Source organism: Luteibacter anthropi (assembly GCF_023699965.1).
Classification (GTDB): Bacteria; Pseudomonadota; Gammaproteobacteria; order Xanthomonadales; family Rhodanobacteraceae; genus Luteibacter; species Luteibacter anthropi.
The window spans coordinates 4,060,548-4,087,397 of sequence record NZ_CP077072.1 but is presented as its reverse complement, the minus strand read 5'-3'; the positions used below and the strand labels follow the sequence as shown (position 1 = coordinate 4,087,397).

At 63.2% G+C, this 26,850-nt stretch carries 24 protein-coding genes; 13 read left to right on the top strand and 11 right to left on the bottom strand.

Annotated elements, in window-relative coordinates:
• Position 1 precedes the first annotated feature (1 nt).
• The 7 genes from KR767_RS17340 (at position 2) to KR767_RS17310 (ending at position 7,392) form a co-directional block, all read left to right on the top strand.
• The gene (locus tag KR767_RS17340) at positions 2–859 is read left to right on the top strand and encodes a Wzz/FepE/Etk N-terminal domain-containing protein (protein ID WP_250877190.1); all 858 of its coding nucleotides are present in this window, start codon (positions 2–4) and stop codon (positions 857–859) included.
• 24 nt (positions 860–883) lie between these two features.
• Entirely contained in the window at positions 884–1,750 is an 867-nt protein-coding gene (locus tag KR767_RS17335; RefSeq protein WP_250877189.1) for a class I SAM-dependent methyltransferase, read from the top strand.
• A gap of 63 nt (positions 1,751–1,813) precedes the next feature.
• Positions 1,814–2,956, top strand: coding sequence for an amidohydrolase family protein (locus tag KR767_RS17330; RefSeq protein WP_250879180.1), 1,143 nt, complete (start codon positions 1,814–1,816; stop codon positions 2,954–2,956).
• On the top strand, positions 2,953–3,651 hold the full coding sequence (locus tag KR767_RS17325; protein WP_250877188.1) for a class I SAM-dependent methyltransferase: 699 nt from the start codon (positions 2,953–2,955) through the stop codon (positions 3,649–3,651). Before KR767_RS17330 ends, KR767_RS17325 begins: the two co-directional genes overlap by 4 nt.
• Positions 3,652–3,665: 14 nt before the next feature.
• A complete protein-coding gene (locus KR767_RS17320; protein ID WP_250877187.1) occupies positions 3,666–5,168 on the top strand; it encodes a B12-binding domain-containing radical SAM protein in 1,503 nt (500 codons plus the stop codon).
• Positions 5,165–6,292: a glycosyltransferase family 4 protein gene (locus KR767_RS17315; protein ID WP_250877186.1), complete on the top strand. Its 1,128-nt coding sequence runs from the start codon at positions 5,165–5,167 to the stop codon at positions 6,290–6,292. The genes KR767_RS17320 and KR767_RS17315 overlap by 4 nt, the downstream gene beginning before the upstream one ends.
• On the top strand, positions 6,289–7,392 hold the full coding sequence (locus KR767_RS17310; RefSeq protein WP_250877185.1) for a glycosyltransferase family 4 protein: 1,104 nt from the start codon (positions 6,289–6,291) through the stop codon (positions 7,390–7,392). The genes KR767_RS17315 and KR767_RS17310 overlap by 4 nt, the downstream gene beginning before the upstream one ends.
• Here KR767_RS17310 and KR767_RS17305 read toward each other — a convergent pair.
• Positions 7,389–8,606, bottom strand: coding sequence for a nucleotidyltransferase family protein (locus KR767_RS17305; RefSeq protein ID WP_250877184.1), 1,218 nt, complete (start codon positions 8,604–8,606; stop codon positions 7,389–7,391). The two genes, KR767_RS17310 and KR767_RS17305, sit on opposite strands and share 4 nt — an antisense overlap.
• A gap of 38 nt (positions 8,607–8,644) precedes the next feature.
• Positions 8,645–10,117, bottom strand: a complete 1,473-nt coding sequence (locus KR767_RS17300) for a B12-binding domain-containing radical SAM protein (RefSeq protein ID WP_250879179.1) — start codon at positions 10,115–10,117, stop codon at positions 8,645–8,647.
• A gap of 198 nt (positions 10,118–10,315) precedes the next feature.
• Between KR767_RS17300 and KR767_RS17295 the strand changes: the two genes are divergently transcribed.
• Together KR767_RS17295 and KR767_RS17290 are read left to right on the top strand one after the other, a co-directional pair.
• Positions 10,316–11,344 (top strand): serine kinase, encoded by a 1,029-nt coding sequence (locus KR767_RS17295; protein WP_166946650.1) that lies wholly within the window; start codon positions 10,316–10,318, stop codon positions 11,342–11,344.
• A gap of 10 nt (positions 11,345–11,354) precedes the next feature.
• Positions 11,355–13,076: an ATP-binding cassette domain-containing protein gene (locus KR767_RS17290; RefSeq protein WP_250877183.1), complete on the top strand. Its 1,722-nt coding sequence runs from the start codon at positions 11,355–11,357 to the stop codon at positions 13,074–13,076.
• Here the strand turns inward: KR767_RS17290 and KR767_RS17285 are convergent.
• The 4 genes from KR767_RS17285 to KR767_RS17270 all read right to left on the bottom strand — a co-directional run bounded on the left by KR767_RS17285 (position 13,007) and on the right by KR767_RS17270 (position 18,665).
• Positions 13,007–13,543, bottom strand: coding sequence for a YaeQ family protein (locus tag KR767_RS17285; RefSeq protein ID WP_166946648.1), 537 nt, complete (start codon positions 13,541–13,543; stop codon positions 13,007–13,009). The two genes, KR767_RS17290 and KR767_RS17285, sit on opposite strands and share 70 nt — an antisense overlap.
• 124 nt (positions 13,544–13,667) lie before the next feature.
• Complete coding sequence (locus KR767_RS17280) at positions 13,668–16,400, bottom strand: TonB-dependent receptor (protein WP_250877182.1); 2,733 nt, start codon at positions 16,398–16,400, stop codon at positions 13,668–13,670.
• Positions 16,401–16,452: 52 nt separating this feature from the next.
• Positions 16,453–17,580, bottom strand: coding sequence for a phosphatidylinositol-specific phospholipase C1-like protein (locus tag KR767_RS17275; protein ID WP_425602754.1), 1,128 nt, complete (start codon positions 17,578–17,580; stop codon positions 16,453–16,455).
• A 137-nt stretch (positions 17,581–17,717) separates the two neighbouring features.
• Positions 17,718–18,665 carry a LysR family transcriptional regulator gene (locus KR767_RS17270; RefSeq protein ID WP_250877181.1) on the bottom strand — a complete coding sequence of 316 codons (948 nt, stop codon included), beginning with the start codon at positions 18,663–18,665 and terminating at the stop codon, positions 17,718–17,720.
• A gap of 102 nt (positions 18,666–18,767) precedes the next feature.
• Here KR767_RS17270 and KR767_RS17265 point away from each other — a divergent pair, with 102 nt between their 5' ends.
• Positions 18,768–19,745: a saccharopine dehydrogenase NADP-binding domain-containing protein gene (locus KR767_RS17265; RefSeq protein WP_250877180.1), complete on the top strand. Its 978-nt coding sequence runs from the start codon at positions 18,768–18,770 to the stop codon at positions 19,743–19,745.
• A 24-nt stretch (positions 19,746–19,769) separates the two neighbouring features.
• On the opposite strand, the gene KR767_RS17260 is transcribed toward KR767_RS17265, so the two are convergent.
• Positions 19,770–20,090 carry a hypothetical protein gene (locus KR767_RS17260; protein ID WP_250877179.1) on the bottom strand — a complete coding sequence of 107 codons (321 nt, stop codon included), beginning with the start codon at positions 20,088–20,090 and terminating at the stop codon, positions 19,770–19,772.
• Entirely contained in the window at positions 20,090–20,545 is a 456-nt protein-coding gene (locus KR767_RS17255) for a MarR family winged helix-turn-helix transcriptional regulator (RefSeq protein ID WP_250877178.1), read from the bottom strand. Before KR767_RS17255 ends, KR767_RS17260 begins: the two co-directional genes overlap by 1 nt.
• Positions 20,546–20,755: 210 nt before the next feature.
• Between KR767_RS17255 and KR767_RS17250 the strand changes: the two genes are divergently transcribed.
• The 3 genes from KR767_RS17250 (at position 20,756) to KR767_RS17240 (ending at position 22,867) form a co-directional block, all read left to right on the top strand.
• The gene (locus tag KR767_RS17250) at positions 20,756–22,321 is read left to right on the top strand and encodes a PAS domain-containing sensor histidine kinase (protein ID WP_250877177.1); all 1,566 of its coding nucleotides are present in this window, start codon (positions 20,756–20,758) and stop codon (positions 22,319–22,321) included.
• 103 nt (positions 22,322–22,424) lie between these two features.
• Positions 22,425–22,613, top strand: a complete 189-nt coding sequence (locus KR767_RS17245) for a DUF3606 domain-containing protein (protein ID WP_166946641.1) — start codon at positions 22,425–22,427, stop codon at positions 22,611–22,613.
• Positions 22,610–22,867: a hypothetical protein gene (locus tag KR767_RS17240; RefSeq protein WP_250877176.1), complete on the top strand. Its 258-nt coding sequence runs from the start codon at positions 22,610–22,612 to the stop codon at positions 22,865–22,867. Before KR767_RS17245 ends, KR767_RS17240 begins: the two co-directional genes overlap by 4 nt.
• An 18-nt stretch (positions 22,868–22,885) precedes the next feature.
• Here the strand turns inward: KR767_RS17240 and KR767_RS17235 are convergent, their stop codons facing one another.
• From KR767_RS17235 to KR767_RS17225, 3 genes are read right to left on the bottom strand one after another with little or no spacing between them, the layout of a single operon-like run.
• Positions 22,886–23,608, bottom strand: coding sequence for a tetratricopeptide repeat protein (locus KR767_RS17235; RefSeq protein ID WP_250877175.1), 723 nt, complete (start codon positions 23,606–23,608; stop codon positions 22,886–22,888).
• Positions 23,605–24,291, bottom strand: coding sequence for a Fe2+-dependent dioxygenase (locus tag KR767_RS17230; protein WP_250877174.1), 687 nt, complete (start codon positions 24,289–24,291; stop codon positions 23,605–23,607). Before KR767_RS17230 ends, KR767_RS17235 begins: the two co-directional genes overlap by 4 nt.
• A 43-nt stretch (positions 24,292–24,334) precedes the next feature.
• Positions 24,335–26,611: a TonB-dependent receptor gene (locus tag KR767_RS17225; RefSeq protein ID WP_243853024.1), complete on the bottom strand. Its 2,277-nt coding sequence runs from the start codon at positions 26,609–26,611 to the stop codon at positions 24,335–24,337.
• Between the last annotated feature and the right edge of the window lie 239 nt (positions 26,612–26,850).

Sequence of the window (26,850 nt, the reverse complement as noted above, 5' to 3'; positions counted from 1 at the left end):
GATGCAACGCGATGAAATCTACCTGCTCGATCTGTGGCGGATACTGACCCGGGAATGGCGTAGTTTTTTTTCCGCCATGGTGGTCGTGCTTGCCGTGGCGGTGGCCTATGCCACCCTGGCCACGCCAAAATGGGAGGCACAGGCGTGGATCCAGGTGGGGCAGGTCGCCACCCAGCCGGCTGGACAGGATCCGCGTCCGGAACCCTTCCAGCGCGTGGTGGAGCGTTTGCAGACAGTGGATTTCCAGCAACAGGTATTGCAAGGCATTGGCATGTCGCTCACGTCCCCCGAGGCGGGCCTTTACCGTGGCAGCCTGAAGGTCGACCCATCGCCTTATTCGGGTTTGATCAAGGTGAGCGTGCGGGCCACATCGCCTTCATTGGCGCGGCGACTTGCACAGGCGACCGTCGATCAGTTGCACCTGATCCATCAGCGCCTCATGGCAGCTCCTCTGGCGTTGGCACGCGACAGGCTGGCGCGGGTGGAGGCCGAGCTGTCCCAGGCGATGGCCATGCGCGACAAGCTGCATGCTGTCGCAGGGAATCAACATGCAGCCGGCGACAGTGACGCGACTCTTGCCGGGAATCTGCTGTTGGTCACCACGGATACCAGCGTCCGTGAGCTGGAGCAGAGTCGTGACGAGCTGGTCTCCCGGATGGCCCGAAACTACACCTTCGGCACGTCCACTGCGTGGCCGGTCTACCAGCCTGATCGACCGGTATCACCCAACCAGATACTGATCATCGGCCTTGGCGTGCTGGGTGGCGTGGCCCTGGGCCTTGTCGCTGCCGTTGCCAGCAGCGCACGCCGACGCGACGTGGTGCAACCGATGGCTGCTGCAGGCGCACTCACGCGATAGACCACCATTGCCTCAGGAGCATCCATGCTGGAATCGAGCACGCAGGACCTTTCGACGGATGCACTGGCCCGCGATCCGGACGGCACCCGCGACCAGGCGCGCCTGCTCGATACCCAGAGGGCGTTCGACAGCGTGGCCCCCGATTACGACGGCCCTCGCGGCAACAATGAATTGATCCAGCGCATGCGGGTGACGTTGTGGAACACCGTGCAGAACCTGCTGCCGACGGGGTCGCATATCGTCGACCTGGGCTGCGGCACGGGGCTCGATGCCGTGGAGTTTGCGCGGCGCGGCTATCGCGTGCTGGCCACCGACTGGTCGCCAGGCATGATCGCGCGCACACGCGAGCGCGCCCGGACGTCGGAACTGGCGGACAAGGTCGATGTCGAGCATCTCGGCGTCCAGGAACTGGCACGCCTTGAAGGTTCGTTCGACGGCATGTATTCCAATTTCGGCCCGCTCAATTGCGCCCTGGACCTGCCTGCCGTCGCCGCGCAATGCGCGCGGCTGGTGCGACCGGGCGGCGTGCTGGTGTTCTCGGTGATCGGGCGCATCTGCCCATGGGAAGTGGCGCACTACGTACGTCGTGGCCGCTTCCGCCGGGCCATGGTGCGCGCCGCGCGTGGTGCGACCCCCGTGGGAATGAACAAGCACACGATCTGGACACGCTACTACCTGCCACGGGAGTTCTACCGCGCCTTTGCCGGGGCCTTCGCTCTCGACGACTATCGCGCACTCAGCCTGTTCATGCCCCCGCCTTACCTCGTGGATGGATACCGCCGACGCCCGGAACGCTATGAACGCCTGGGACGGCTTGACGATGCGCTGGGTGCGTGGCCACTGCTGCGCGACATGGGCGATCACTTCCTTATCGTGATGCGCAGGCGCTGATCCATGGACACGATGCTGCATGGCGCCACCTGGATGCTGCCCGAGGGGGCATCGTCGACATCGATGGTCGTGCGCGATGGATGTCTCATGCATGCGACGACAGGAAAGGGCTTCCGCATCGACCTGCATGATCACCTGGTGTTTCCCGGCCTGATCAACGCCCACGAGCATCTGCACGTCAATGCCGTGCCACCGCTACCTTCAGCCGCCACGTTTCCCAACAGCTATGCATGGATGGCATCTTTTGATGATCATTTTCAGCATCCGGACGTCGCGGCTGCGCTGGGCATCCCCAAATCGATTCGTCTGCGCCACGGCGCACTGAAAAACCTCCTGGCGGGCGTTACGTGTGTCGTCCACCACGATCCGTGGCACCCGGCACTGGATGACCCGGGTTTTCCGGTTGCATTGTCCCGTGACCATGGCTGGGCTTACGCGCTGGGCTGGCCTGACTTCGGGCCACCGGTACGCGGAAGTTTCGAGGCGACCCCGCCGGAAAGGCCCTGGATGATCCATCTGGCAGAGGGCACCGATGACGTGGCGGCCTCCGAGTTGACGCATCTGGATCAGCTGAAATGCCTGGGCCCAAACACTGTGCTGGTGCACGGCGTTGGCATGAGCCCTGGCGACATAAGTCGCGTCATCGACGCAGGCGCGGCCGTGGTGTGGTGCCCCTCCAGCAATCTCACGCTGCTGGGATGCACGCTTGATCCACACGGGCTGCAAGCCGTGGGCCGCCTGACCCTCGGCAGTGACTCGCGGCTGAGTGGATCGCGTGACCTGCTTGATGAGCTGAAGGTGGCGGGGGCCGAGAGCCACTTCGATGCCGCCACGCTGCTGTCGCTCGTGACGATAGCGGCGGCGGACATTTTGCGGCTACCCATGCACGGCAGGCTCATGGCGGGCACGCCGGCCGATATGGTCATCGTCACGAATCGCGGCGGCCAGCCTGCCGAAAGCCTGGCCGGTCTGGGGCGTAGCGAGTTGCGCGCCGTGGTGCGCGATGGCGCGCCGCGCATTGCAGACCCTGATTTCGCTGACTGGTTCTCAGCGGCCGGCATCGAAGCCGTTCCTGTCTGGCTCGACGGACGGCCCAAGCTGATGGACCGCGAGCTAGCCACGCCGGAGCTGCTGGCCATGGAGCCGGGCCTGTGCCTTCAAGGCGACTTCGGTCCCCATGATCCAGCCATCGGAGCAGGCCTGTGACCCACGCTACCGTGCTCGACGCCGAGGCAGCCTATGCCTTGTGGGCCGCAAACTATCCCGCGCGTGCGCACAACCCCGTGATGCAGGCAGAGGAACGGGTCATGCTGGCGATGCTGCCCGGGGATCTGCATGGACAGTCGATACTGGATGCCGGTTGCGGCAGCGGCAGATATCTCCTTCATGCGCAACGGCGAGGCGCTTCCCGCCTGACCGGCATAGATGCGTCGCAGGCGATGCTGGGTCGTGCGGCCACGGAACTGGCGCACATCGGCGACGCCACCGGGTTGCGCCTGGTGGCCGGCAGTGTCATGGATTTGCCAGTGGCCGATGCCGTGTCCGACATCACGATATGCGGCCTGGTGCTAGGGCATGTGCCGGGTCTTGCGCGGGCACTTGGGGAGCTTGCTCGTGCAACGCGTCCGGGCGGCTACATTCTTTGCAGCGACTTCCACCCCATCGGGCACGCACTGGGCTGGCTACGCGACTTCAGGCTGGACGGCCGTCGCTATGCGGCCCGTCATTTTCCGCATCTCTACAGCCATTGGCACCAGGCCTGCGTTGCGGCAGGGCTGGTCATCGAAGAAGTCCATGAGCCCATGCTCGACCCGGCAGATATTCCGGCCGGCGCCCATTTCGATCCCGCGGCCCTGTCCGTGCCCGTAGCCCTGGCCTTCCGCCTGCGACGCGCCTTCTGAGGCGCCGTGATCCCATGCCCCGCACCCTGCTGATCAACCCCACCATCACCTCGCGCAACAGCGCCCGCTTTCCGCTGTCGCTGCTGCATCTGTCATCCGCGCTGGACCTGCAAGGCGAGAGCCGCATCCTGGACGGCAACGTCGATCGCGACGTGGTAGCGGCCACGCTGCGCGCACTCGACGAGGAATCTTTCGACATGGTTGGCCTCAGCGTCATGGGTGGCCCGCAGCTCGGGCCTTCCATCGCCGTATCACAGGCGATCCGTGAGCGGCGGCCCGATCTGCCTATCGTCTGGGGCGGCTACTTTCCCACGCTGTATGCAGATGCCGCGCTAGCTGCACCCTATGTGGACTATGCCGTGCGAGGGCAGGGAGAGAAAAGCCTTGTCGAGTTGGTGACGTCACTGACGGGGCAGGGGCTGCCGCTGGAGCACATCGGCGGCGTGTCCTGGAAGCGCGACGGCAGCGTGGTGCACAACCCCAGTCGCCCGATTGCGCCAGATGATCCGGTGCGGCGCCTGCCGTACGAGAAGCTGGGAGATCCCCGTCGCTACCTTGCCCGTACCTTTCTCGGCGAACGCACGGTGGCGCATCAGGCGGCGCTAGGGTGTCGCTTTCGCTGCACGTTCTGCGGTGTCGCCGCACTGTTCGGTGGTGCGACTCATCTGCCGACGGCGCAGCGACTGGAGCGTGAGCTGAGCTACCTCAAATACGAGCTGGGCGCGGATTCGGTACAGTTCTTCGACCACAACTTCTTCGACCGCGAGGCGGACATGATTCCCCTGCTCGAAGTGATGGCAAAGCTGGAGATGCCGTGGTGGTGCTATGCCCGTGCCGATGCGCTGCTGAACCTGTCGGAAAGCACCTGGGAACTGGTACGCAAGAGCCGGCTGAAAATGGCCTACATCGGCGCTGAATCGCCCAGCGGAAAGATGCTGAAGGAAATCCGCAAGGGCACTCGCCCCGACCAGACCCTCGCCGTGGCGGAGCTGTGCCGTCGGCAGGGCGTGATTCCCGAGCTGTCCTTCATGGTGGCGCCACCGGAAAACACCGAAGAAGAAACCGAGCATACGTTCGAGTTCATCCGTGAACTGAAACGGATCAATCCCCAGTCCGAAATCATCGTGTACGTCTACACGCCGCTGCCGGAAAGCAGTCGCCATGAGAAGGACAAGGGCAAGCGTTCATCGATGCCGCTGCGTGATCTCAACGGCGCTCCGGTGGTCTTTCCTTCCACGCCTGAACAATGGGCTGAGCCCCGCTGGGTCGATTACGCCTGTCATGCCGACGCGCCTTGGGTGAGCGACGACCTGCGTCGCCGTATCCGCGATTTCGTGACCGTGCTGCGTTGTCGCTATCCCACCGTGCAGGATCTGCGTACGCCTGGCTGGGCGAAGCGCGGGCTGCGCGGCATGGCCTCCTGGCGTTATCGTTACCGGCGCTACGACCGCCCCTGGGAACTGGACCTCGCCAATCGCTGGGTCAAGCTGCGGATGCCGCAGGTGTCGGGCTTATGAGCACTGCGCCGCTGCATGTCGTGCAGCTGAACCTTATCCGCGCACCGGAGGGTATGGTTCCCGAAGACCTGTTCCAGCACTGGCCCTCCCTGGCGAACATTGCCGAAGCTGCTTCAGGAAAGGGCGTGAGGGTATCGGTGATCCAGTCATCAACCTATGACGCACGGATCGAGCGTCATGGCGTGAGCTATCGTTTTCTTCCACTGGATGGGCACCGTGCCGACCGACGGCTTGCGGGCGAAGTCGCCCGGCTGGGCGCCGATGTCCTGCATGTGCACGGTATCGACCAGGCGCGTTACGCCTGTTCGCTGAAGGCGCGACTTCCGGGTGTGCCCATTGTCCTCCAGGACCACGCCAACCGGCCGCCTCGGTGGTGGCGACGCCCGCACTGGCGGCGCTGGTATGCCTCGGCCTCGGCAGTGACATTTACCTCGACGGCGCTGGCCCGGCCCTTTGTCGATGCAAGGCTGTTCGCACGGGAAACACGCGTGTTCGCCATTCCGGAGTCCAGTTGCCGCTTTACGCCGGGCAACAAGGCACTGGCGCGCGCGGAGACGGGCTTGCGCGGCAATCCCTGTGTCGTATGGGTGGGGCATCTGGATGCCAACAAGGATCCGCTGACCATGCTTGAGGGATTACGGCAGGCGATAGCGCATCTGCCAGGCCTGCGCCTGTGGTGCGCATACGGCAACGCCCCGTTGCTGGACGAGGTGCGATCGATGATCGGGCTCGACCCGGCACTGGCTTCGCGCGTGCATTTGCTGGGGCCGGTATCGCATGATCACGTACAGTTGCTTCTGCGGGCCGCAGACATCTTCGTGTCGGCCTCTCGTGCAGAGAGTTGTGGTTATGCCGCACTCGAAGCGATGGCCTGCGGCGCCACGCCAGTGCTTACGGACATACCTGCTTTCCGCACCCTGACGGCCAATGGCCGCCTTGGTGCCCTATGGAAGCCCGGGGATGCCGGTGGACTGGCTGATGCCATCGTCGCAATGACCGGACACGGGCCGACACGTGAACAGGTGCGCTCGCATTTCGACGAAGAGCTTTCCTTCGCTGCACTGGGGCGTCGGTGGGCCAGTGCCTATGAGGCGATCCTGCATGACACGGCTGCTGTCGCATGAAGATCGCCATCGTGTTGCCCGGCGGCGTGGATCGCGGCGGCGAGGAGCGTGTGATCCCCGTCTTCCTGGCCCTGATCGGTGGACTGGCACGCGAGAACGAAGTGCATGTGTTCGTATTGCGGCAGGAGCCCAGGCCAGGGCAATGGCAACTGGCCGGCGCGACCATTCACAATATCGGCGACGGATGGCAGCGGACACGTGCAGTGGCGGCCATCGTCAGGGAACATCGCCAGGCTCCCTTCGATGTGATCCAGGCCATTTTCTCCGGCTATTGCAGCCTGGTGGCGGTGACCGCGTCATGGTGGCTGCGCCGCCCGGCATGCGTGCATATCGCTGGCGGCGAACTCGTCTCATTGCCAGCCATAGGTTATGGCGGCCGGCGGTTCTGGCGAGGGCGGCTGCGTGAAGCCATCACGCTGCGGGCCGCCGCTGCGGTGACGGCCGCAAGCGAGCCCATCCTTGCATCCCTGCGTGCGCTCGGCATCGAGGCGCATCGATTGCCGTTGGGCGTCGATCTGGACGCATGGCCACCCGCGCCGCCACGCCGCCGGGAAGGTCCCGTGGCAAGGCTTCTCCATGTGGCCAGCCAGAATCGTGTGAAAGATCAGCCGACACTGTTGCGCGCCCTGGCAACCCTGCATGCCATGGGCATCGATTTTCGCCTTGACATCATCGGGGTGGACACGCTGGAAGGCGAAATGCCGTGCCTATCCCACCAGCTGGGCCTCGATGGCAAGGTTCGCTTCCTCGGCTTCAGGACACAGCGCGAGCTGCGGCCCTTGATGCAGCAGGCCGATCTGCTGGTGATGTCCTCGCTGCACGAAGCCGGTCCGCTGGTCTTGCTGGAAGCGGCCGTCGCCGGGGTGCCCACGGTGGGCACGGCCGTGGGACACCTGACCGAATGGGCGCCCGTGGCCGCACTGGCCGTGGCCCCTGGTGATCACAAGGCACTGGCGGAGGTCATCCGCAGGGTGATCGAGGACGAAGACCTGCGCCTTCGCCTTGCAGCAGAGGCGCAGCGCCGTGCATTGCAGGAGGATGCGATCTACACCACACGGCGCCTTGAAGCCATGTACACGCATATCTCGAAGCGGATTTAATCCTTGCTTGCGAGGGCGGCGCGCACCACGTAAAGCGTATCCATGCGCGGCACGGCACGCCGCAGGCGCCGCACCAGCCGACGGCCATGCGACATCGTCACCCAGCTCTGCCCTTGGAGCCATAACTGGGTCCGCACCATCTCCACCCGCTCGCGTCGGGTTTCCCCATCCGGGCGGAAACGACGCTTCAGATAGCGCAACACTTCGCCGGCTGTGCGGGACCATTCGATGCCGGGCATGGCCTGCAGCCAAAGGTGCGAACATGACACATGCGTCAGCGTCTGGTGACTCGAGACCAGCCTGAGCCACCGGGGGCAATCCTTCCTTGCACGTTCCAGTACCGTGGCGGGAATCGCGTTGCGGTAGTACTTCGCCACGAGCCGCAGGACGGGCCATGACCACCAGGGCTTGCGTTGATCCCACAAGGCCTCCCAGTCCATCACGCTCATGCGCGTGGCGAGCAGGGCGATGTCGTTGAGCTGGAGCAGGCGCAGCGAGCGGCCGCTGATATTGCCGGCGGTATGCAGCAACAGATGGATCATCAGCGCGCCGTGCGAAGGATAGGCATTGAGGCCCGGATGCGGTCTGGCCGGGAAGATCGCCTGCGTGACATCCACGATCGATACCGGCAGGCGTTCATGGATGCGGGTATGCACCTCGATGTTGATGGGTGTGTCGCGGTGCTCGCCGAGTCCGGCAACGGGCGCACCCGTCACGGGCTTGAATACGCGATGCTTCCATACGACGTAGGTGCATTCGTAACCCAGGCGCCTCAACAGGTCGCCCACGCGTTCGATATCTGAACCCCGTACCAGCAGATCGATGTCCGCCATCGGGCGATCGCCCGGTGCATAGAGGCCGAGGGCGTGCAGGGCAGCACCCTTCAATGCCATCAATGGCAGGCGCACCTCGCGCGCGGCTGCATCGATGCGGCCCAGAAGCGCCTCGATACGCTGATGGCGATCGGCCACATGCTGGCGTTGTTCACGGAGAAAATGTCGCCAGGGCACGTGCTGCCAGGTGGAGAATCGATCCAGCAAGGGGCCTACGCCATGTGCGGCCACTACGGCGGAGGCCAGCTGCCATTCCATCGTGTTCCACGCCGGCAGCACACCACCGGGACGGACCAGTGCCAGTTCCTCGGCCAGTGCTTCGGTGGCGTTGCGCAGCCCGTGACGGATGGTCTTCAGGGGTGGGAGGTCGTCGGATGACATGGGTGTTCTCGACAGGGCAACGATGTGATGGATGGATATCAGGCCATGCCGACGGCGGCATGTGGCACGGAGATCATGTCGCCGGCCGGCGTGGCATCGCTATGCCGATAGCGACGCTCCGCGGCTTTCAGCGATTGCCATTGAGTATCCAGCGCGGCGAGCCCCTGGGCGTCGCCTGCAGCCTGAAGCACCACCAGGCGGTGGAGGAGATCGCGCACCTGCCTGTAGAAGGAAGACTCATAAGCGCCCCTGAACATCATTGCCAGGTCGGCGCTGTCCTGCCAATGCGTCTTCTGCCCCAACTGGGCTTTCACCTGTTCGTAGAACTTCGTGCCGGGCAGGGGATAGGACACGCTGACGCCGATGTCGTCTGGCGCGGCGCGGGCAACCAGCGCCCAGGTCGCCTCGATGTCTTCGAGTGCCTCGCCCAGATAGCCCAGCTGCACGAAAAAGCCTACCCGTATGCCGTGGCGTCCCAGTCGCTCGCGCGCCTCGATCAGTTCGGCGACGCTTGTCCCTTTGTTCATGCGGTCCAGTACTTGCTGACTACCGCTCTCCGCACCGATCCATGCTTCCTTGCAGCCGGCGCTGGCCAGTGCCGCGACCATGCGTTCGCTGGTGAGGTCCGCGCGGGTCTGGATGGTGAAAGGCACCGATCCGTCGAGGTCGTGAAGATGACGGGCAAAATCTTCCACCCAGGGCACGTGGAAACCGAAGATGTCATCGGCCATCCAGATATGATCCGGCTGGAATGCACGCTTCAGGTGCGCCATTTCCGCTGCGATATCCGCAGGATTGCGCTGCTTGTAGTGATTGCCCCAGATCGGCTTGGCGCACCAGTGACAGCGGAAGGGACAGCCGCGTGAAGCGGCCATGTTGAGGCTGAAGTACCCATGCCGCTCACGCCACATCGTGCGATAGCGTTCGATATCGACCAGGTCCCAGGCTGACTGGCCGCCCAGCCGGGGATCCGGTGGTTGGGCGCCGATGCGAGGCAGGCGCTGCGGGTTACCGCTCCAGGAGGCGACGTCGGGCACGCCGGCCACCCAGTCGGCCACCGCAGTGTCCGGCGCGTTCTCCAGGCGCTTGACGAGCCCGGCGATGGCAGCGATGCCTTCACCTGCCAGCACGGCTTCCGCGCCGGCTGCCAGGAACGCCTCCGGGTGGTCCGATGCGTCGGAGCCGGCCACGATGACGCGGGCGCCGCAGGCGCGGGCTTCGGCAATCATCCGACAGGCCGCCTCGCGCATGCGGCTCAGGCACATCTTGGTGAGATAGTTGAAGTTGTCTTCGTAGATGATCACGAGCTGCGGCTTGCCTGTGACCAGCGCATGGGCGTAGTCCTCGACACCTTCCGCCAGCATGGCATCGAACAGGCTCACCGCATGTCCCATGTCGCGAAGCAGGGACGCGACCTGCAGCGTGGCCAGAGGTGGATACGGCTTTGCCCGCTCCCACTGCTTCGGGTCATAGCGCAGAAAGTACGAGTGGCTGACCTGGATTCTTAGCATCATGTGGGCCTGTGTCTTCGCCATGCCACGGCCATCGACGGCCGTCACTTCGTTGTCACCTCAACGTAAGTGCCCGGCGACAGGAGTTCGGTTGCGCCGTCCTCGTACCTGTCACATGCAACCTTTGCCCGGGGAAAAGGCACTTATCGACATCAGGGCGTTGCTGTAGGCATCGCCGGCCGACCACGGAGTATCTTCTTGACCCGCCCGGAACCGATCCAGCGTACCGACGACCTGCGTGGCGATCCTTTCCGCGAGCACAATGCTCCCAGGGCACGCATGCGCCGGAGCATCCTGGGTGCGGATATCGTTTTCGAGAGCGATTCCCGGGGCTTGATGAAGCTCGTAGAGCTGGCCTACGGGGATCTTCCGGAACATCGGTTTTCGCCCGATGCTCCCTGGCTGCGTATCGACCTGCGCGTGATTTCCCGTAGTGAAGGCATCGCGGCCGACGAGCCGCCGCCAGTGCAGACACATTCCGGCGCAGGCCTGCTGTGCGGCATGATGGATGCCTGCAATTACGCCGTGGTGGTGCCGGCGCAACGCAAGGCACTCGTGGTGGTGTCCTCGGACATGCTGGAGCAGCACCCGTATCACGTACGGTACGAGCTCATCGAGTTCGCCGTCTTCCTGCTGACGTCACGCGTGCTGTCGCTTGTGCCCTTGCACGGGGCATGCGTCGGGCGCGGCCGGCGGGGCGTGCTGTTGCTGGGCGAAAGCGGCGCCGGAAAATCCACCCTTTCCTTGCATGGCTGGCTGCAGGGACTGGACTTCCTGGCAGAGGATGCCGTGTTCGTGAGGCCGGACGATCTTCTCGCCACCGGCGTCGGCAATTTCCTTCACCTGCGTGACGAGGCCTGCCGTTTTGTCCACGATGAACGCACACGCGCGTGGATCCGGGAATCCCCGACCATTCGTCGTCGTAGTGGCGTACGCAAATACGAAGCGGATCTCAGGCATGGGCCAGGCCGTCTTGCTGCGTCACCATTGACCCTGACCGGCATCGTCCTGGTATCGTCCCGTACGGCGAGCGACCCCTCCCGCCTGCTGAAGCCTCTGCCGACAGAAGACATTCCCGCCTTGCTGGCCGCTGACCAGCCCTATGCCACGGCGCAGGAAGGCTGGACACATTTCACCTATGCGTGTCAGCGGCTGGGTATGTATCGCCTGGAGCGAGGACGCCACCCGGACGATGGCGTCAGTGCGCTGTCGGCCTTGCTGGGCTGAGGGCATGGTCATGGGGTCCGGTCTGCGCTGGGTATTGCCGGATATCTTTGCCGGTACCATCGAGCAAGCCCTTGCTTCGCGCATTGTCGTTTATGCGGTGCTTTCGGTCGGTTCTGCGTTGACGGGAAGCGCAACGGCCATGTTGATGGTGCCGTTGGTGCCGCCGGATAACGGGCAGGCCGGCACGTTCTTCGACCTCCGACATGGGCTGGAGATCCAGGCCGTGGCCTTCATCGGCATGGCAACGGTACTGGCCACCATGCGCTGGGCGGCGTCCAGGGTGGCATCACAACTGGTGAGTGCCTACGGGGCGGATCTGCGCCGCAAGGCGCACGACCGCCTGATCCATGCGCCTGTTGCGGCGCTGGCGGCCACCCCGTCCGCCGAGATCGCCAACGTCCTCACCTATAACGTCGAAATCATGGTGCAGGGTTTCAATGGACTGCTCCAGCTTTGGATTGCCGGGCTGACCTGTGCAGCAAGCCTGGCGTTTGCCTTCTACCTCTCCCCCTGGCTGCTGCTCGGCATGCCTTTCCTGGCAGCACTGGTCATCGCCATGGCACGGGCGCGGGGACAGGAACAGGCCGCAGTGAGTCGCGCCTACGTCGCCGACATGACGCGGCTTTTCTGGCTCAGCGAAGACTTTCCACGGCGATTGCGTCACATCCGTGCCTTTGGCCGGGGGGAGGCCGAGCGTGCGGTCTATGACGCGATGGCCGGGCGGCTTGCCGCCGGTTACCAGCGGCAGATCGACATGCAGTCGTCCGGGCGGCTTATGCTGGAAACGGTCGCCGCTGCCGCGATTGCCCTGATGTTCCTGCTGGCCCATCGCACGCAAGGCGAAGCACGGGCATCGCTTATCGCAGTGAGCCTTTTGCTGGGACGCCTGCTGCCGTACATGGTCTCGACCCGCCAGAGCTTCCGGCAGCTACGTTCAGCGGTGGCGGCCTTCGACCTGTGGCGACGATACGTGGACCTGGACACGGATGTGTCCGTTCCGCCCTGCAGCGACGTGATATCTCGCTCCGCCATCCATGTGCGAAGGATCAGGATCACTTCTGCCTTGCAGGCCTTCGAAGTCCATGACCTGTCGTTGGCTCCAGGAGAGCTGACCTTGATCACCGGTGACTCGGGAGCGGGTAAAAGCAGCCTGGCGGATGTGCTGTCGGGGCTCGTTGTCCCGGAGTCATTCGTGGCACACGCGATGGGGCATCCCATCGATTTCGATGCCTATCGCACACGGGTAACGCGTGGGGCCTATGTCAGCCAGCATATCCGTCCCTGGCAGGACACCGTGCGTGAAGGCCTTGCCTGGGCCGATCCGATGGCGACGGAGGCTGCGATGCGAGCGGTCCTCGCCGATGTCGGACTGGACGCTCGCCTGCTGGCGGGCGGCATGGGGCTGGATACGCCGCTTCGCGGCGAATCCAGCCAACTGTCCGGGGGCGAGTTGCAACGACTGCTTCTGGCGCAGGTACTGCTACGCAGGCCATTCCTTGCGGTGCTCGATGAAGCCACCGGCGCCCTGGATGCCGCTGCGGAACAGGACGTGCTGCGGATGCTCAAACGCCGCCTTCCGGATACCGTATTGCTGGTGGTATCGCACCGGCCGGGCCTGGCTTCGCTGGCAGATCACTGCCTGACGATATGCCACCCGGAGGATCAGGCCAGCGGAGTCAGCACGATCGGGACGATGGCATCGCCGCTGATCACCTGTGCCTCGCCATCCTGAACCATGAACTGAAGTTGCATGGTGCGCTGCGTAAGCGCGGCCAGTGCCTCGACCGTGACCGGATCGACGTCAACCACGGATACGTTTTTCGTGCGTCCAACGGCCTGCGACATCTTCTTCCACCAGACTTCGGCACCGCGGCCGCTGTACGTGTAGACGATCACACGTCGGGCGCGTCCTGCGGCGCGGCGGATGCGCTGCTCGTCGGGCTGGCCCAGTTCGATCCACAGATCGACCTCACCGGTGAGCTCCTTTCGCCACAGGTCGGGTTCGTCGTCCGAGCTGAGTCCCTTGCCGAAGGCCAGTGCGTCATCGGCATTAAGTGCAAAGGCCAGTACCCGCACCATCATGCGCTCGTCGGTTTCCGACGGGTGCTGCGCAATGGTGAGGGCGTGGTTCTGGTAGTAATGCCGGTCCATGTCGCTGACCTGCAGGTCGGCCTTGTAGACCGTGGATTTGAGTGCCATGGGGCGCTGCTGGATGTCGAGATCGGCCGCCAAGCTTACAGGAGCATGCCGGCGGCCGTGTGTTTCCTTGCCGGTGCGGGCCGCCCACGCCCGGAGCAGGGCGACAGGCGGCCGTTTCCAGGGATCAGAACGTGTAGCTGAGATTGACCATGTATACCCGCCCCGTTTCGACATACGCGCCATCGGCACCCGGGTCGTAGGCGAGATAACGTTTCGACTTGCCCGAGGTTTCATAGAACGTGGCACGATCAAGCAGGTTCTTCACCGAGACGCCAACCCCAAGTCCGTAGGGCAGGTCGTAGGTGGCGGAGAAATCAAGCGTCTTGACGGGCTGCAGGTAGTAATCCAGGCCATTGCCATTCAGCCCGATAAGCTGCAGGCCCGTATAGTTGTAGATCAGGTCCGCGCGCAGCTTGTCGTCGTGATAGAACAGGTCGGCGTTGTACATGCGTTCCGGCGCACGCGGCAGCCACGAGCTGCCCGGATGATCCGGCCTGTCGCTATGGGCCGTGCTGTGCTGCACCGTCATGTTGCCGCCGACACCGAAATGACTCCATATGCCGGGCAGGGTGACGAATTGCTTGCGCAGGGCCAGTTCGGCGCCATAGATCTTCGCCGAGCCACCATTCTCGGGCGTGCTGACCGGCACGCCATTGGTGATTACCGTACCGGTGGGCACGTTGCCACCCAGCGAGGTGTCGTTGCCCGTAGCCGACTGCGACGTGTAGATGAAGTCGTTGATGCGCTTGTAGTAGGCCGACGCCGTGAGCAGGCCGCCGGTGCTGTCGTAGAACTCGGCTGAAAGATCGAGGTTGTCGGCCGTGGTCGGGCGCAGGTTCGGGTTCGGCTTGGAAATGCCTACCACCTGGCCGGTGACATCGTCGATCGAATACGTGGTCTGCCCGGAGATGAGCCCGAAGGCTGGCCGGCTGAAGCTGCGTCGCAGCGATGCCCTGTAGACCGTGAATTCATCCGGCCGGTAGTTGAGATTGATGCCCGGCAGCACCTCACCATAGCGCCGCCCCTGGTTGACGAAGGCACCCGTGGCGTCATCACCGTTGGAGCGCCATGCGGTGGCAGAGTAATCCGTCAGTTCATAGCGAACGCCCGGGGTGATCGTGAGATTGTCAGCACGGAACGTTGCCATGAAGTAGCCGGCGTAGATGTTCTCGCGACTGGACGTCGTATTGGCGTTGTAGTCGTTGGCCGTGTAGTTACCGGTGCCGTTGGGGTCATTGAGGTACTTGTACGGTACCGCCTGGTCGAGCACCCACTGGCGGTTGATCAGCTTGAAGGGGCCGGCATAGCGCCCGCCGAACGGGTTGGTGACCAGCCGCCCCGGCAGATCGGCCAGCGACGGACCACCCGGAGCCGTCGATGAATAACTGGGGCCACCGAAGAACGGTCCGCCATAGATGAAATTGTTGTCGTCGTGGCTGAAGGGATGATCGTAGGCATTGCGCTTGGAGGTATCGGCTGCGATACCGAATTTCAGGTTTTCCAGCGAGGAATCAGAGAAAGCATAGGTTCCGTCGATATGCGCATTGATACGCGTATCCCGGCTACCCGCATCGCTGCCCTGGGTTTTCCAGAAGCTATCGGTGGACAGGTTGTATGCGTAGTTGCGCAGCGCGGCGGAGTTGCCAGCCAGGCTGGGAAAGGTCGGATTGCTCAGGTTGAACTGGAACTGCCCTGGTGCCTGCGGACCGTACAGGCTGGCTTCCACGTAGTCGGGCACGTTGCGGGTGCCGATGCCGTACGAAGTGCCATAGTCGAGCGTGAGCGCGTCGAGTGTGCTGCTGCCACCCAGTTGCAGGGCGGCGGTTTTTTCCTTGATGTCGCGCGTGTTGAAGTACCCGCCGCGAAGCACCTGGTTACCGCCCTGGTTGCGTGCGGACATCTGGTTCTGTTCACCCTGGACGTCGTAGACACCATAGATGGCACGGGCGAAGAGGGATGTGCTTTCCCCGTTCCAGTCCAGCGAGACATTGCCGCCGTAACGCTTGATCTGGTTGGTGTAGACGCTGTACTTGTACTGCGAGCTTTGCAGCGGGCCTGCCTGGGAAAGGTCGGTGGCCGAGGCCTTGGCCGGGTCGATGGGCGTGTACTGCGAGTTGGGCGCTACCGCCTCTGCTGAGTTGTCGTACTTGCCGTAGTAGCCGGCCGCATAGATGCCAAACTGCTTCGAATCACCGAAGCGATGGGCCAGCTCCTGCTGGAACACGCCGCCCTTGTCCGGCACGTCCCGATGCTCGGCAAGATCGTTCATCCGTCCCTGGACGGTGGTCTTGGCATAGGTGTCGCCGGCGAAATCGAACGCCGTGGGCGTACGCATGTCGATGGCGCCACCAATCGAATCCCCCGGCATGTCCGGTGTCGGCGTCTTGGATACCTTGACAGACTGGATTCCGAAAGGCGCAAGCATGTTGAGGGAGATGGCTCGCGTGGACGAGTCCGTTTCCGGCAGTGCAAAGCCGTTGAGCGTGTAGGAGTTGTAGCTGGAGTCCAGGCCGCGGATGGTGACATACTCGCTCTCGCCGGTGGCCGCCTGGCCCAGATGCATGTCGCTATAGGACGAAAGGCCCGGAAGATGCGAGAGGACGTCGGCGATGTTCGCCGTCGGCACCGCGTCGATCTGCTGCTTGCTCATGACCGTGGTGACGCCAACGGACAGCCGCTGCTCGTCGACCGATCCTGCGGCCGGTGCCTGCGCATCCACGTTCAGGCCGTTCAGTGCCGTGACTTTCCTATCTGCCTTGGCATCCGTGTCCGCGTCGTTCGCACGTACCGTGGGGGCATGGAAGAGGGCGGCAGCGATGGCCAGCGATAGCAGGGCCGGTGACAGGAACGTGCGCATGGGAACCTCTGGGACAGGGGCTTGGGGAGAGCCGAAGGGACGGCAGGGGGTACTAGTGGGAGAGGTCGAGTCGCGCGCAGCTGTCGTTGGCCAGCAGCGGATTGCAGCGGGCTACGGCCTCTTTGGGAAAGCTCACGACATAGCCGGTGGTGGCCGGCTCGTGTGCGGGGAAGTCGGTACTCAGGATCTGTGCGCCGCTGGCAAGCATGGCATCGCGGCGCTGCACGTCGTTGGCCGCCGCTTCCTTCAGGTTGGCATCCGTACGCGTGCGCACGAGATAGCCCTCGCGCACGCGCCGGGATATCTCGTCGCGCGGCCCATCGTTGAGCTCGATGAAAGCCGCATCCTCTTCGCCCGGCGTCGCATTGGTGAACATGGCGCGCCCCCGAAGCGACGGGTGTCCCTGGAGATAGGCCTTGCCGACCGAGTGCTGGTCCAGCAGGAAAATGACATGACCCCGTGCCGCATCGAGTGACGGCCATTGGCCGTGGCGTACCGCGTCGTTGAGCGTGGCGTGCTTGCCACGCACGTCGTCCGGAGCGATGTAGGACGCACGGGGAAACACGTCCGTGACTTCGGCTTCAAGCCGGTTCATCGCATCGGCATCGAACGGCTCGGGCGCCACGGTGGCAAAGGGCATTTTCAGCGGGGTTTCTTCGGTCTCGAACAGGATGAAGATCGGCAAATGACGTGGATGGGCCACCGACCAGGCACGAAGCTCGCGCAGGCAGGCCTTCAACGGCTGGCACGTGCTGCGCTGGTCCATGTCCTGGATGTGCATCACCTTGAAACCCGGCACCGCCATCACGGCAGGATCGGCAAAAGGCGGATCGGCCGGGAGGCCTGCGCCCGCCACCTGCGCGATCACGGCAGGCCTGGCATAGCGACCGCCATGCACGTCGCCATACACATCCAGTTCTACCTGGCGTACTCCATCATCCAGCTGGCGGGTCAGCGACGGATGGGAGTAAGTCAGGATGGAATACGTCGCCGGATCGACCTTGCGCCAGATGGCGGCCTCACCAGCCGCGAGTCCGGCGTGATAGCTGTTATGGCTGCCTATGTATTGCAGCTCGTTGATGCGCGTAACCTGCGCGGCCTGGGCGATGACCGGCATGAGCAGTACGGTGGCGCAGGCCAGTCGCAAGGCGTGAAGGGCGCGAGCCGGAGACTCTCCCATTGCCGACCGAAGATTGTTTCCGCTCATGTAGCCACCGCCGAAGTAAGGATTTAAGGAATTTAAATCGATCCATCTGGCACGTTATCGGCGGATTTTGACTGAAAGACGATGCACGGATGACAGCTTTGGCGGCTTTGTTACTGGTTGTGTGACACCCGTATCTTATTGCGGCGCCCCGGTGTGACCGGCTTCACGGTATGGGCGTGCTCCCGCGCATAATCGATGAAAGCCCGGAACGCACTCGGAAGATATTTTCTGCCGGGGTAATAAAGATGGAACCCGGCCTGCTCGGGCAGCCAGTCTTCGAATAGCGGAACGAGCTGCCCGCTTTCGATGAAGGCAGCCGCCTGGGCATGCAGCACATAGCCCAGTCCCGCACCTGCAAGCGCGAGATCCAGTGCGATGTCGAGGTCGTTCACGAGGATGGTTCCACCGGGCGCAACTTCCAGCTTTTCCGTGCGGCGCTGGAAGGACCATTGATGAGGTCGTCCGCTCTGGTAGCGGTAAGCGATGCATGAGTACCCGGGGAGATCGGCCGGGTGCCCGGGGCGCCCGTGCGCGTCGAGGAAAGACGGTGTTGCGACGACCACGTAGCGTACCGGCGGACTGATGGGAATGGCGATCATGTCTTTTTCGACGATGGCGCTGAGGCGGACGCCGGCGTCGAAATGATGCTCCACGATATCCGTGATGGCGTCATCCAGGGTCATGTCGATCACCACCCCGGGGTAGAGCGCGCGGAAGCTGCCGACCAGCGGGGCGAGATACAGGCGTGCTCCCGTACGCACGCTGTTGATGCGCAGGCGCCCCACGGGTGAGTCTCGATACCGGTTCAGCTCTTCCAGGGTGCAGGCAATGTCCTCGAAGGCAGGCGCAAGACGCTCGTAGAGCTCCTGCCCGGCATCGGTGAGCGACACGCTGCGCGTGGTGCGATTGAGCAGGCGCAAGCCGATCTTCTGCTCCAGATGGCGAATGGCATGGCTCACGGCCGATGCCGTGACACCCAGCTCGTCGGACGCCTGCCGGAAGCTGCCGCGGCGAGCGACGGCGATGAAGGTGGAGAAGTCGTCGAAATTGGGTTTCATTACTGAATGCTACTCACTAAGCCAAGTCATTTCACGAGGTATATGACATGGCGAGGGATGCGTACAGTTCGTGGCAACCCATGACCCAATAAGGATACGAAGATGACCGAGCGTGCATTGCGTGTATTGATCGCAGGCGGTTACGGTGTGATCGGGGCGGCTGTTGCCCGGTTGCTCGACAAGCGCCAGACCGGCGTGGAGATCCTGATCGCTGGCCGCCGGCCCGAAAAGGGCGAAGCCTTGTCGCGGGAGCTGTCCCGTGCGCGGACGCTGCAACTGGATATCGACAGCGAAACCATGCCCGATGAGGTAGCCGGGGTCGATGTCATCGTCTGTGCCTTGCCCGATGCGCGGAACCGGCTTGGCGAATACGCGATACGACACGGTATCGCCTATCTCAACATCACCGCCGTTACCGGCGATGAGTTGTTCCCGTTGCATGGCCTGGCGTTGAGGCATGCCGCGTCACGCCCTCTTGTTCCACTGGGGTATTACGAAGCCGGCTTGCTCCTGCCCATGGTGCACCGTCTTCTACCTGCGTTCGATGCCGTACATTCCGTGCAGATGTGGGGCGTCAATGATCCGGCCGATGTCTATGGCGAGATAACCCTGGAAGATCTGGCTGCTTCCCCGGGACCGGGTGTCATGCGCCGGGATGGCCGCTGGACACGGGACGACGCGTCGCGACAAGTCGTGCTCGAAGGCGGGGAAACTACCCATGCCGTGCCATTCACCACGCTGGATGTTTCCAGCGTGGCCGTGATGACACATGCGCCTGACATCCGCTTCGATGTGGTGGAAGCCACTTCCATTGGACAACACGAGCTCGGATCCGCCTCCATGGATATGTATGTCGAGATGAAAGGCGTCGATCAGGCGGGTAAGGAGATTGCGCGCAGGCTGGTTGCCTGGGACCCGCTCGGCCAGGCCCACTTCACGGCCCTGGGTATCGTGATTGCCATCGAGGCCGTGCGCGATAGCGAGAAGGCCGGCTTCGTCTTTCCGGAGCACATCGTTGATCTTGCCCGCGCGTGGCAGGTAATGATCGCCGAAGGCATACGTTTTAGTGGCGATGCCTGAAACGGCTTGGCGAACCGGATAGGTTCAGTGCTTATTTCCACCGTGGAACTGGCCGAAATTTCGCGCCATCCAGATTCCCATCAGCAGCAGTCCGGCGCCGAGACTTGCGATATCGGGCCATGACCGGGCGTCGAACTCACCGACGCGACATACCAGCAGGTAGGCCACCAGAAGATTGAAGCATCCCCACGCCACATTCACCGCGGATGAGGAAAGCCCTTTCCCTGGTGGTGTGGCAAAGGGCGTCTGGAATGGCCTGCCCATGACGCCGCTGACGTAATGAGGGATGGCGTTGGCAAGCACCACGCCGGCGAAAAAGTAGGCAAGTTCATGCAGCCAGGTCATCACGGCTCTCCTTTCACAGCAGCAAGGTCATCGATAAGCGCGGCAGCGGCGAGCAGGGTTTTTCTCTGCTCGGCGCTGAGTCTTCCCATGGCGGCAAGTAACCATGCATGTTTTGCTTCGGTTGCCATGTGCCTGGTGCGCAAGCCCAGCGGGGTCAGGGTGAAGATGAACTGGCGACCGTCGCTGGGGTGGGAGTGCCGTTTCACCAGTCCTTCGCCCTCGAGACCGGAAAGCAGCGTACTCATCGATTGCGGCTTCATCGCTTGTAAGCGGGCCAGTTCCGCATTGCTGAGCCCGTCGGTTTCCGCCAGGGAAGCGAGAACGGCAGATTGTGAAATGCTCAATCCGCCCGGATTGGCCTCCACACGGAGGCGGCGAAGGATGCGTCCCATGGCCTGGGTCAGCGCAGGAACCACGGCTTCAGGGGTAACCGGGGGATCTTTGGGCCTGTTCATGGCGCGAGCATGCCATATCATCAGTTTAACTTACAAGTTAAGCTGATGATCAAGCGAGCCTGTTTTGAGCAAGATGCCAGGCCACCCAAATGGCGACCATTGACGCAGGTAACCTGGCACGCTAGATCGGATTGGAACCGGGTGGGGCGGTGAAGCACCAGGATAGCCCCCAAGCGTTAATCACCGATCAGCTCGCCCCAGGAAAGCCGCATGCGGAAACATCCCTCGTCTCGCATGGATGGCGATCGCCCGCCGTCCTCGCAAGGTATTGCCACGCCGGACGTTCCGGTGCCCGAGGTCGATCCCGCTCCCGAACCCAGGGGCGTCAGTGCCGAACTGCTCGATCGCCTGCCGGCCATGATCTGGAGCACGCGAGCGGACGGTCATCTGGACTATGCGAATAACCGCTGGCTCGAACATACCGGCCTCAGTTTCGAAGAGGCCTCCGGCTGGAACTGGCGGGCAGCGGTGCATCCGGATGATATCGACGGACTGGTCGCCTACTGGAGCGGCTTGATCGACAACGAACAGGATGGCCAGTACGAGTACCGGCTGAGCCATCCTGAGAAGGGGTATCGCTGGGTCGTGTCCCGCGCTACGGCCCATCGTGACGCCGAAGGCAAGGTGCTCCGCTGGTATGGTGTGCGCTTTGATATCGAAGACCGGCACCGGGCGGAGGATGCGCTGCGCACGAGCGAAGCCTATCTCAGCCAGGCGCAGCGGCTCAGCCAGACGGGTAGTTTTGGTATCCACCTGCCGAGCGGTAGGGCGTACTGGTCTGACGAAACCTATCGGATCTGCGGCTATGAGCGGACGGTTGAGCCGAGCCTGGCATCGTTTCTTGATGCCGCCCATCCCGATGACAGGCAGCGACTTAGAGATGCCCTGGCCATTTCCACACCGTCGGATAACGTCGCGCTCGAATACCGGCTGGTGCGCCCCGACGGATCGATTCGTCACGTACGTCTGGTCGCTCAGGTCATTGCCACTCCTGACGGTACGGAATATGTCGGGGCGATCATCGATGAAACCGAAAGCAGAAAAGCCTCGTCCGATCTGGACGAAGCCCGGTCACATCTGGCCCATGTGTCCCGGATTGCGACGATGGGACAACTGGCGGCATCCATCGCCCACGAAGTGACCCAGCCCCTGGCTGGCATCCTCATCAACTGCAGCAGCACCATGCAATGGCTCAAGAGCGAGCCGATCGACGTGGAGAAGGCCCAGGCGGCCATCGAACGCATCATTGCGTGCACGGAGTGGGCGACCTCCGTCGTCAACAACCTGCACACCTTTGCCCGCCGCGAACCACCGGCGCGGGTTGCCCTGGATCTCAATGAGGTAATCGACGAGGCCGTTCGCTTTGTGCGCGCGGAGCTTCAACGGTCGGAAGTAGCGCTTCACCTTGATCTGGCTCCCGACCTGCCCGAGGTGATGGGCGATCGCATCCAGATCCAGCAGTTGTTGATCAATATCGTCAACAACGCGATCCAGGCGATGAACGGCGGGAAGTCGGCGCTTCGCCAGATAAGCATCGGTACGAGGGTCGATGGCGCAGCCTCGGTCATCCTCGACATCGCCGATACCGGGCCAGGCATCGGTGACACGGACGCCAGCCACCTGTTCACGCCCTTTTTCACCACGAAGGCCGATGGCATGGGTATGGGGCTGGCGATATGCCGCACCATCATGGATCACCACGGCGGCAGCATCGGTGTGTCGAACAACCCGGTGCACGGCGCCACGTTCCATCTGGAGTTTCCGGCACGACGTTAAGCATGGGCCCCTAGGCCCGTGGAACGGGCCGCGTTCGTTTTTGCGTAACATCCGCGTAACCCCGGTGGTGAGACAAGAGTTCTTTGCACCCACGGCCACGCGCATGACGGTTAAATTGGTGACATTGAGACCGGCTGACCTTGCCAGGGTGGATATTTCCCTTCCCGCGGACCTCAACTACTGGACTCGCGTTCTCGGCGTGTCCGAGCTTGAATTGCTCAGCGCGGTTGAGGCTGTCGGCGACAGCTCATGGAACGTCCGCGTTGAAGTCCGGCGTCGTCGCACGCAGTGAACATTCAACTTGGCGTGTCACCGATCTTCATTTTCTATCCGGAAATCAACGGACGAAGCTGGCGGGTGCTGGTATCCGGCGGCAAGAAAACCGAATTCGCCAAGGAAGGGCAGGCGGTGGCCTTTGCCATGTCGTCCGCTGAAACGCTGAAAAGGCGGGGGCGGGCGGTCAAGGTATTCAAGGAGAGCCTGGCCGGCCACTGGGTGCAGCTTCCCATTCCGGTGTCGTCTACCCAGTTACCCCTGGGCGGCTGAAGGCCCTGAGTTGCCCGCTCAGGTGCCGGAGGCGGGCAGGCAGGTGCTCAACAGCTCCCGCACGCGGGGATTCCCGCTGGAGCCCAGCGTTTCGCGCATGGCTTCGATGAAGGCGGCAGGCGCCTTCGACAGCCCTCTCTCCAGATAGATCGCTGCATCGTCGAACCGTTCTTCGGCAACGAGTACGGATGCCCAGCTGCATTCGCCGCGGTAGTCACCGGCCAGCGCCGAGCGTTCATAGAGGGAGCGCGCCATGATCGTGTCCTGATCCGTCTCCCAGCCGTGCTCGTAGTAACGCGCCAGGAAGTTCATGGCCCGGGCATGTCCCAGGGCCGCTGCCCGGCCGAACCAGAGGAACGCCGCGCCTCGATCGCTGCCGATACCACGCCCGCGCTCAAGCATGTGTGCGTAGTTGTACATGCCCCAGTCGAGGCCATGCTCGGCCGCCCGGCGAAACCAGACGGCGGCCAGCGGGTAGTCGACCACGGTACCCCAGCCATTCTCATGGCAGCGACCGAGCATGTTCATCGCCATGGGCGAGTGCTGGTGGGCCGCCTGCATGAACCAGTACACCCCTTCGGCAGGCTGCGCGACACAGCCCTGGCCATCCAGCAGCATCTGGCCACCGATGGTCTGGGCTGCTGCATCCCCTGCATGGGCCAGGGACATGACATAGTCGAATGCACCTATATCGCCATCAGCCAGGCGTTGTGCAAATACCGTAGCGTCGAAGCCACTCACGTCTGCGACCATTCGCGAAGCAGGTTGTGATAAATGCCCGTGAGCCGGAGCAACGCACCGGAATCCGCGCCGCTGGCCGTGAGCTCCTGGATGGACAGGTCCATGTCGAACAGAAGCCGCCGCCGCGTCGTATCCGCCACCATGCTCTGTACCCAGAAGAACGAAGCCATGCGCACGCCACGGGTGACCGGATTTACCCGGTGCAGGCTGTTGGCCGGATAAAGCGCCAGATGGCCGGCCGGCAGCTTGATATCGTGGGTGCCGTAGGTGTCTTCGACGACCAGCTCGCCACCGTCGTACTCCCCGGGCTCACTGAGGAACAGCGTGGCGGAGATATCGGTGCGCACTGTGACGGGAGGGGATGTGCGCCGGTCGTAGCGGACCGCATTGTCCACATGCATGCCGAATGCCTGTCCACCCTGATAGCGATTGAACAGGGGTGGATAGATCCGCAGGGGAATCGCTGCGGAAAAAAACGTGGGATGCGCGAGCAGGCGCTCTGTGAGGATATCGCCCAGGATGCGTGCCACGGGGTCATCTTCGGCTACCTGCTCGTTGTGCTTTGCCGCTGCCGAGCGGTAGCCCGCCGTGCTGCGGCCGTCTTCCCATCGCGCGGCGGCAAGCCGTTCGCGAAGTGCGGACAGGTCGGTGGGGGAAAGCAGGTCGGGAATATGCAGCAGCATCGTCTTGGATGCCGGGCCGCCATGAGCGGCCCGGCCCTCGGGGTCAGAAACGGAAGTTGGCGCTGAGAATGCCCACGCGGCCCGGCGCAACATTCGCGTAGTGAGCGGCGTACGCCTTGTCGAAGTAGTACTTGTTCGTGAGGTTCTGCACGTTGAGCTGCAGGGTCACGTTCGGGTTCAGCACGTAGGACGCCATGAAGTCGTAGCGCGTATAGCCGGGCACCCACTTGGTGTTCGCCGTATTGCCGTAGACGCGATCCATGGAGAAGGCGCCGCCACCGACCGTCAGGCGAGGGGTGACCGCATAGGTGGTCCACAGCGTGAAGCTGTTCCTGGGCGTGTTCGGGAACTGGTTGCCCTTGCTGGCGGCATCGGCCGGCGCAGGCTTCACCAGGTCGCTATCGAGCCACGTGTAGCCGGCAAACACGTTCCACGCTTCGGTGACGCGGCCATTGATACCGATTTCCACGCCGTCCACGCGCTGCTTGCCAGCGTTGACCATCACGCTGCCACGGCCACCGGTGGCGACACGGGCATTGCTCTTCTCGCTGCGGAACACGGCGCCGGTCAGCGAAATACGCTGTTCGAGCAGGTCCCACTTGGTGCCCAGTTCAAGATTACGGCTGCTTTCGGGCTTGAGCGATGCATTGGTCGCGGCGACGCCATCGGCGCCGTCACCCGCATCCACGCCCGGCGGGTTGGACGAGGTGCCCCAGGATGCATAGATGCTGCCATTGGGCGCCGGCTTGAAGACCAGGCCTGCCTGCCAGTTCCAGAACGACGAGTTGTTCCTGACGTTCGTCACGGCCTGGGTGGTGGTGGTGACGGCCGTGGACTTCGTTTCGAAATGGTCGTAGCGGGCACCGAGGTTCAACGACCACATCTCGTTGAAGTCCATCGTGTCGAACGCCCAGGCCGAGCGCGTGTTGGTGCGGATGCGGTTCGGGTTCTGACCGCCGATGAGTGCGCCGGTCCAGGGATCATGCGGGTTGGCGCCGATGACCGGAGCGCACCAGTATCCCGAGCGCGCACCGATACCGTACCTTGCGGAACAGGCGCCATTGGCAATGGAACCGCTGTTATGGGTATCGGAGGGCCCCGTCGCCGGATCGACCAGATAGGAGGTGCGATTGGTCTTTTCGTTGGAGATTTCGATGCCCGTGGCAACGGTGTGCTTGATCGAGCCGGTGGTGAAGCTGCCGGTCAGGTCCGTCTGGTTGGTGAGCGACTGGGTGGAGCTGTCGCGATTGTTGTTGCGGCGCCAGACACCACCATTGACCAGGAAATTGCCCTGGCTGTCGTCGGGCTGGGTCCACACGTAATCATTGGTCGAGCGCGCATACACGGACGTATTGCGCAGCTGCCAGCCGTCACCGAAGTTGTGACGGACGACGATCTGGCCGATATCGTTCTTCTGCTTCTGGAAGTCGCGATCCAGCAGGCCGTAATAGGTATCGCGTGGCACGTGGATCGGACCGCCGCTGCGGGTGGGGGCATTGTTCGGGTTGTTGTACGGAATACCGCTGTCCGGCGTATCGTCGGTCTGCAGGTGGTAGTAGCTGAGCGTGACGCTGGTATCGGCGTGCAGGCCGAAGGTGACCGAGGGTGCCACGCCCCAGCGTCCCTGGTCGGGGCCGTTGCGGCCCGGAATGTCGGCTTCGTGGCCCATGACATTGAGGCGGAATGCCGCATCGTTGCCAAAGGTCTTGTTCCAGTCGACGGTGCCGCGGCGATAGTTGTCCGTACCGATGCCGACGCTTCCCGCGATGAAATCGCGCGCGGTCGGGGCCTTGGTGACGAGGTTGATGCTGCCACCCACCGAACCGCGGCCGGTGTAGGCCGAACTCGGGCCCTTGGTCACCTCGACCTGCTCGATGTCGAAGATTTCGCGCTGCTGCGAACCCGAGCTGCGCACACCGTCGACGAAGATCGAGCTCTCCGAATCGAAGCCGCGGATCACGGGCCGGTCGCCATTCGGGTTGCCGCCTTCGCCGGCGCCGAAGGTGATGCCCGGAACGGTGCGGAGCACGTCGAGCAGCGAGATGGCATTGGTCTGCTGGATGATTTCCTGCGGTACCACGGTGACCGAGCGCGGCGTGTCGAGCAGGGGCGCCGTGAACTTGGGCGAAGTGCTGTTGACCACGGTGGACTGGACGCGCATGCCTTCGAGGTTTTCCGTCCTGGAATCCTTGCCCTTGTCCTGGATGTCGGTATCGGCGACTTCACCCGCATGGGCAGCGGAGCTGGCGATCACGAGGCCAAGGGCGCTGGTGACGAGGCGGCGGGGCGGAAGGGATTTCGAGGCGATGTACGAAGGCATGAGCATTCCGGTATATGCGGCTCCTGCGGGAGCCGGGCAAAACAAAGCCCATGGCTCATTCGCGAGGAAGGAGCCAGGCGGGGCTTGCTTGGGGCGCAAATAATTGCGGGTCGAAACGTTATCGCATTTGATAATGATTCGCAATAAATATTTGCGAGTCGCAAGCGGGTGAAAGGCCACCTTACAAATTGCTTAGCGAAAGCGCGGGCGCTCACGCCACAGATTCCACTAAGCGAGCC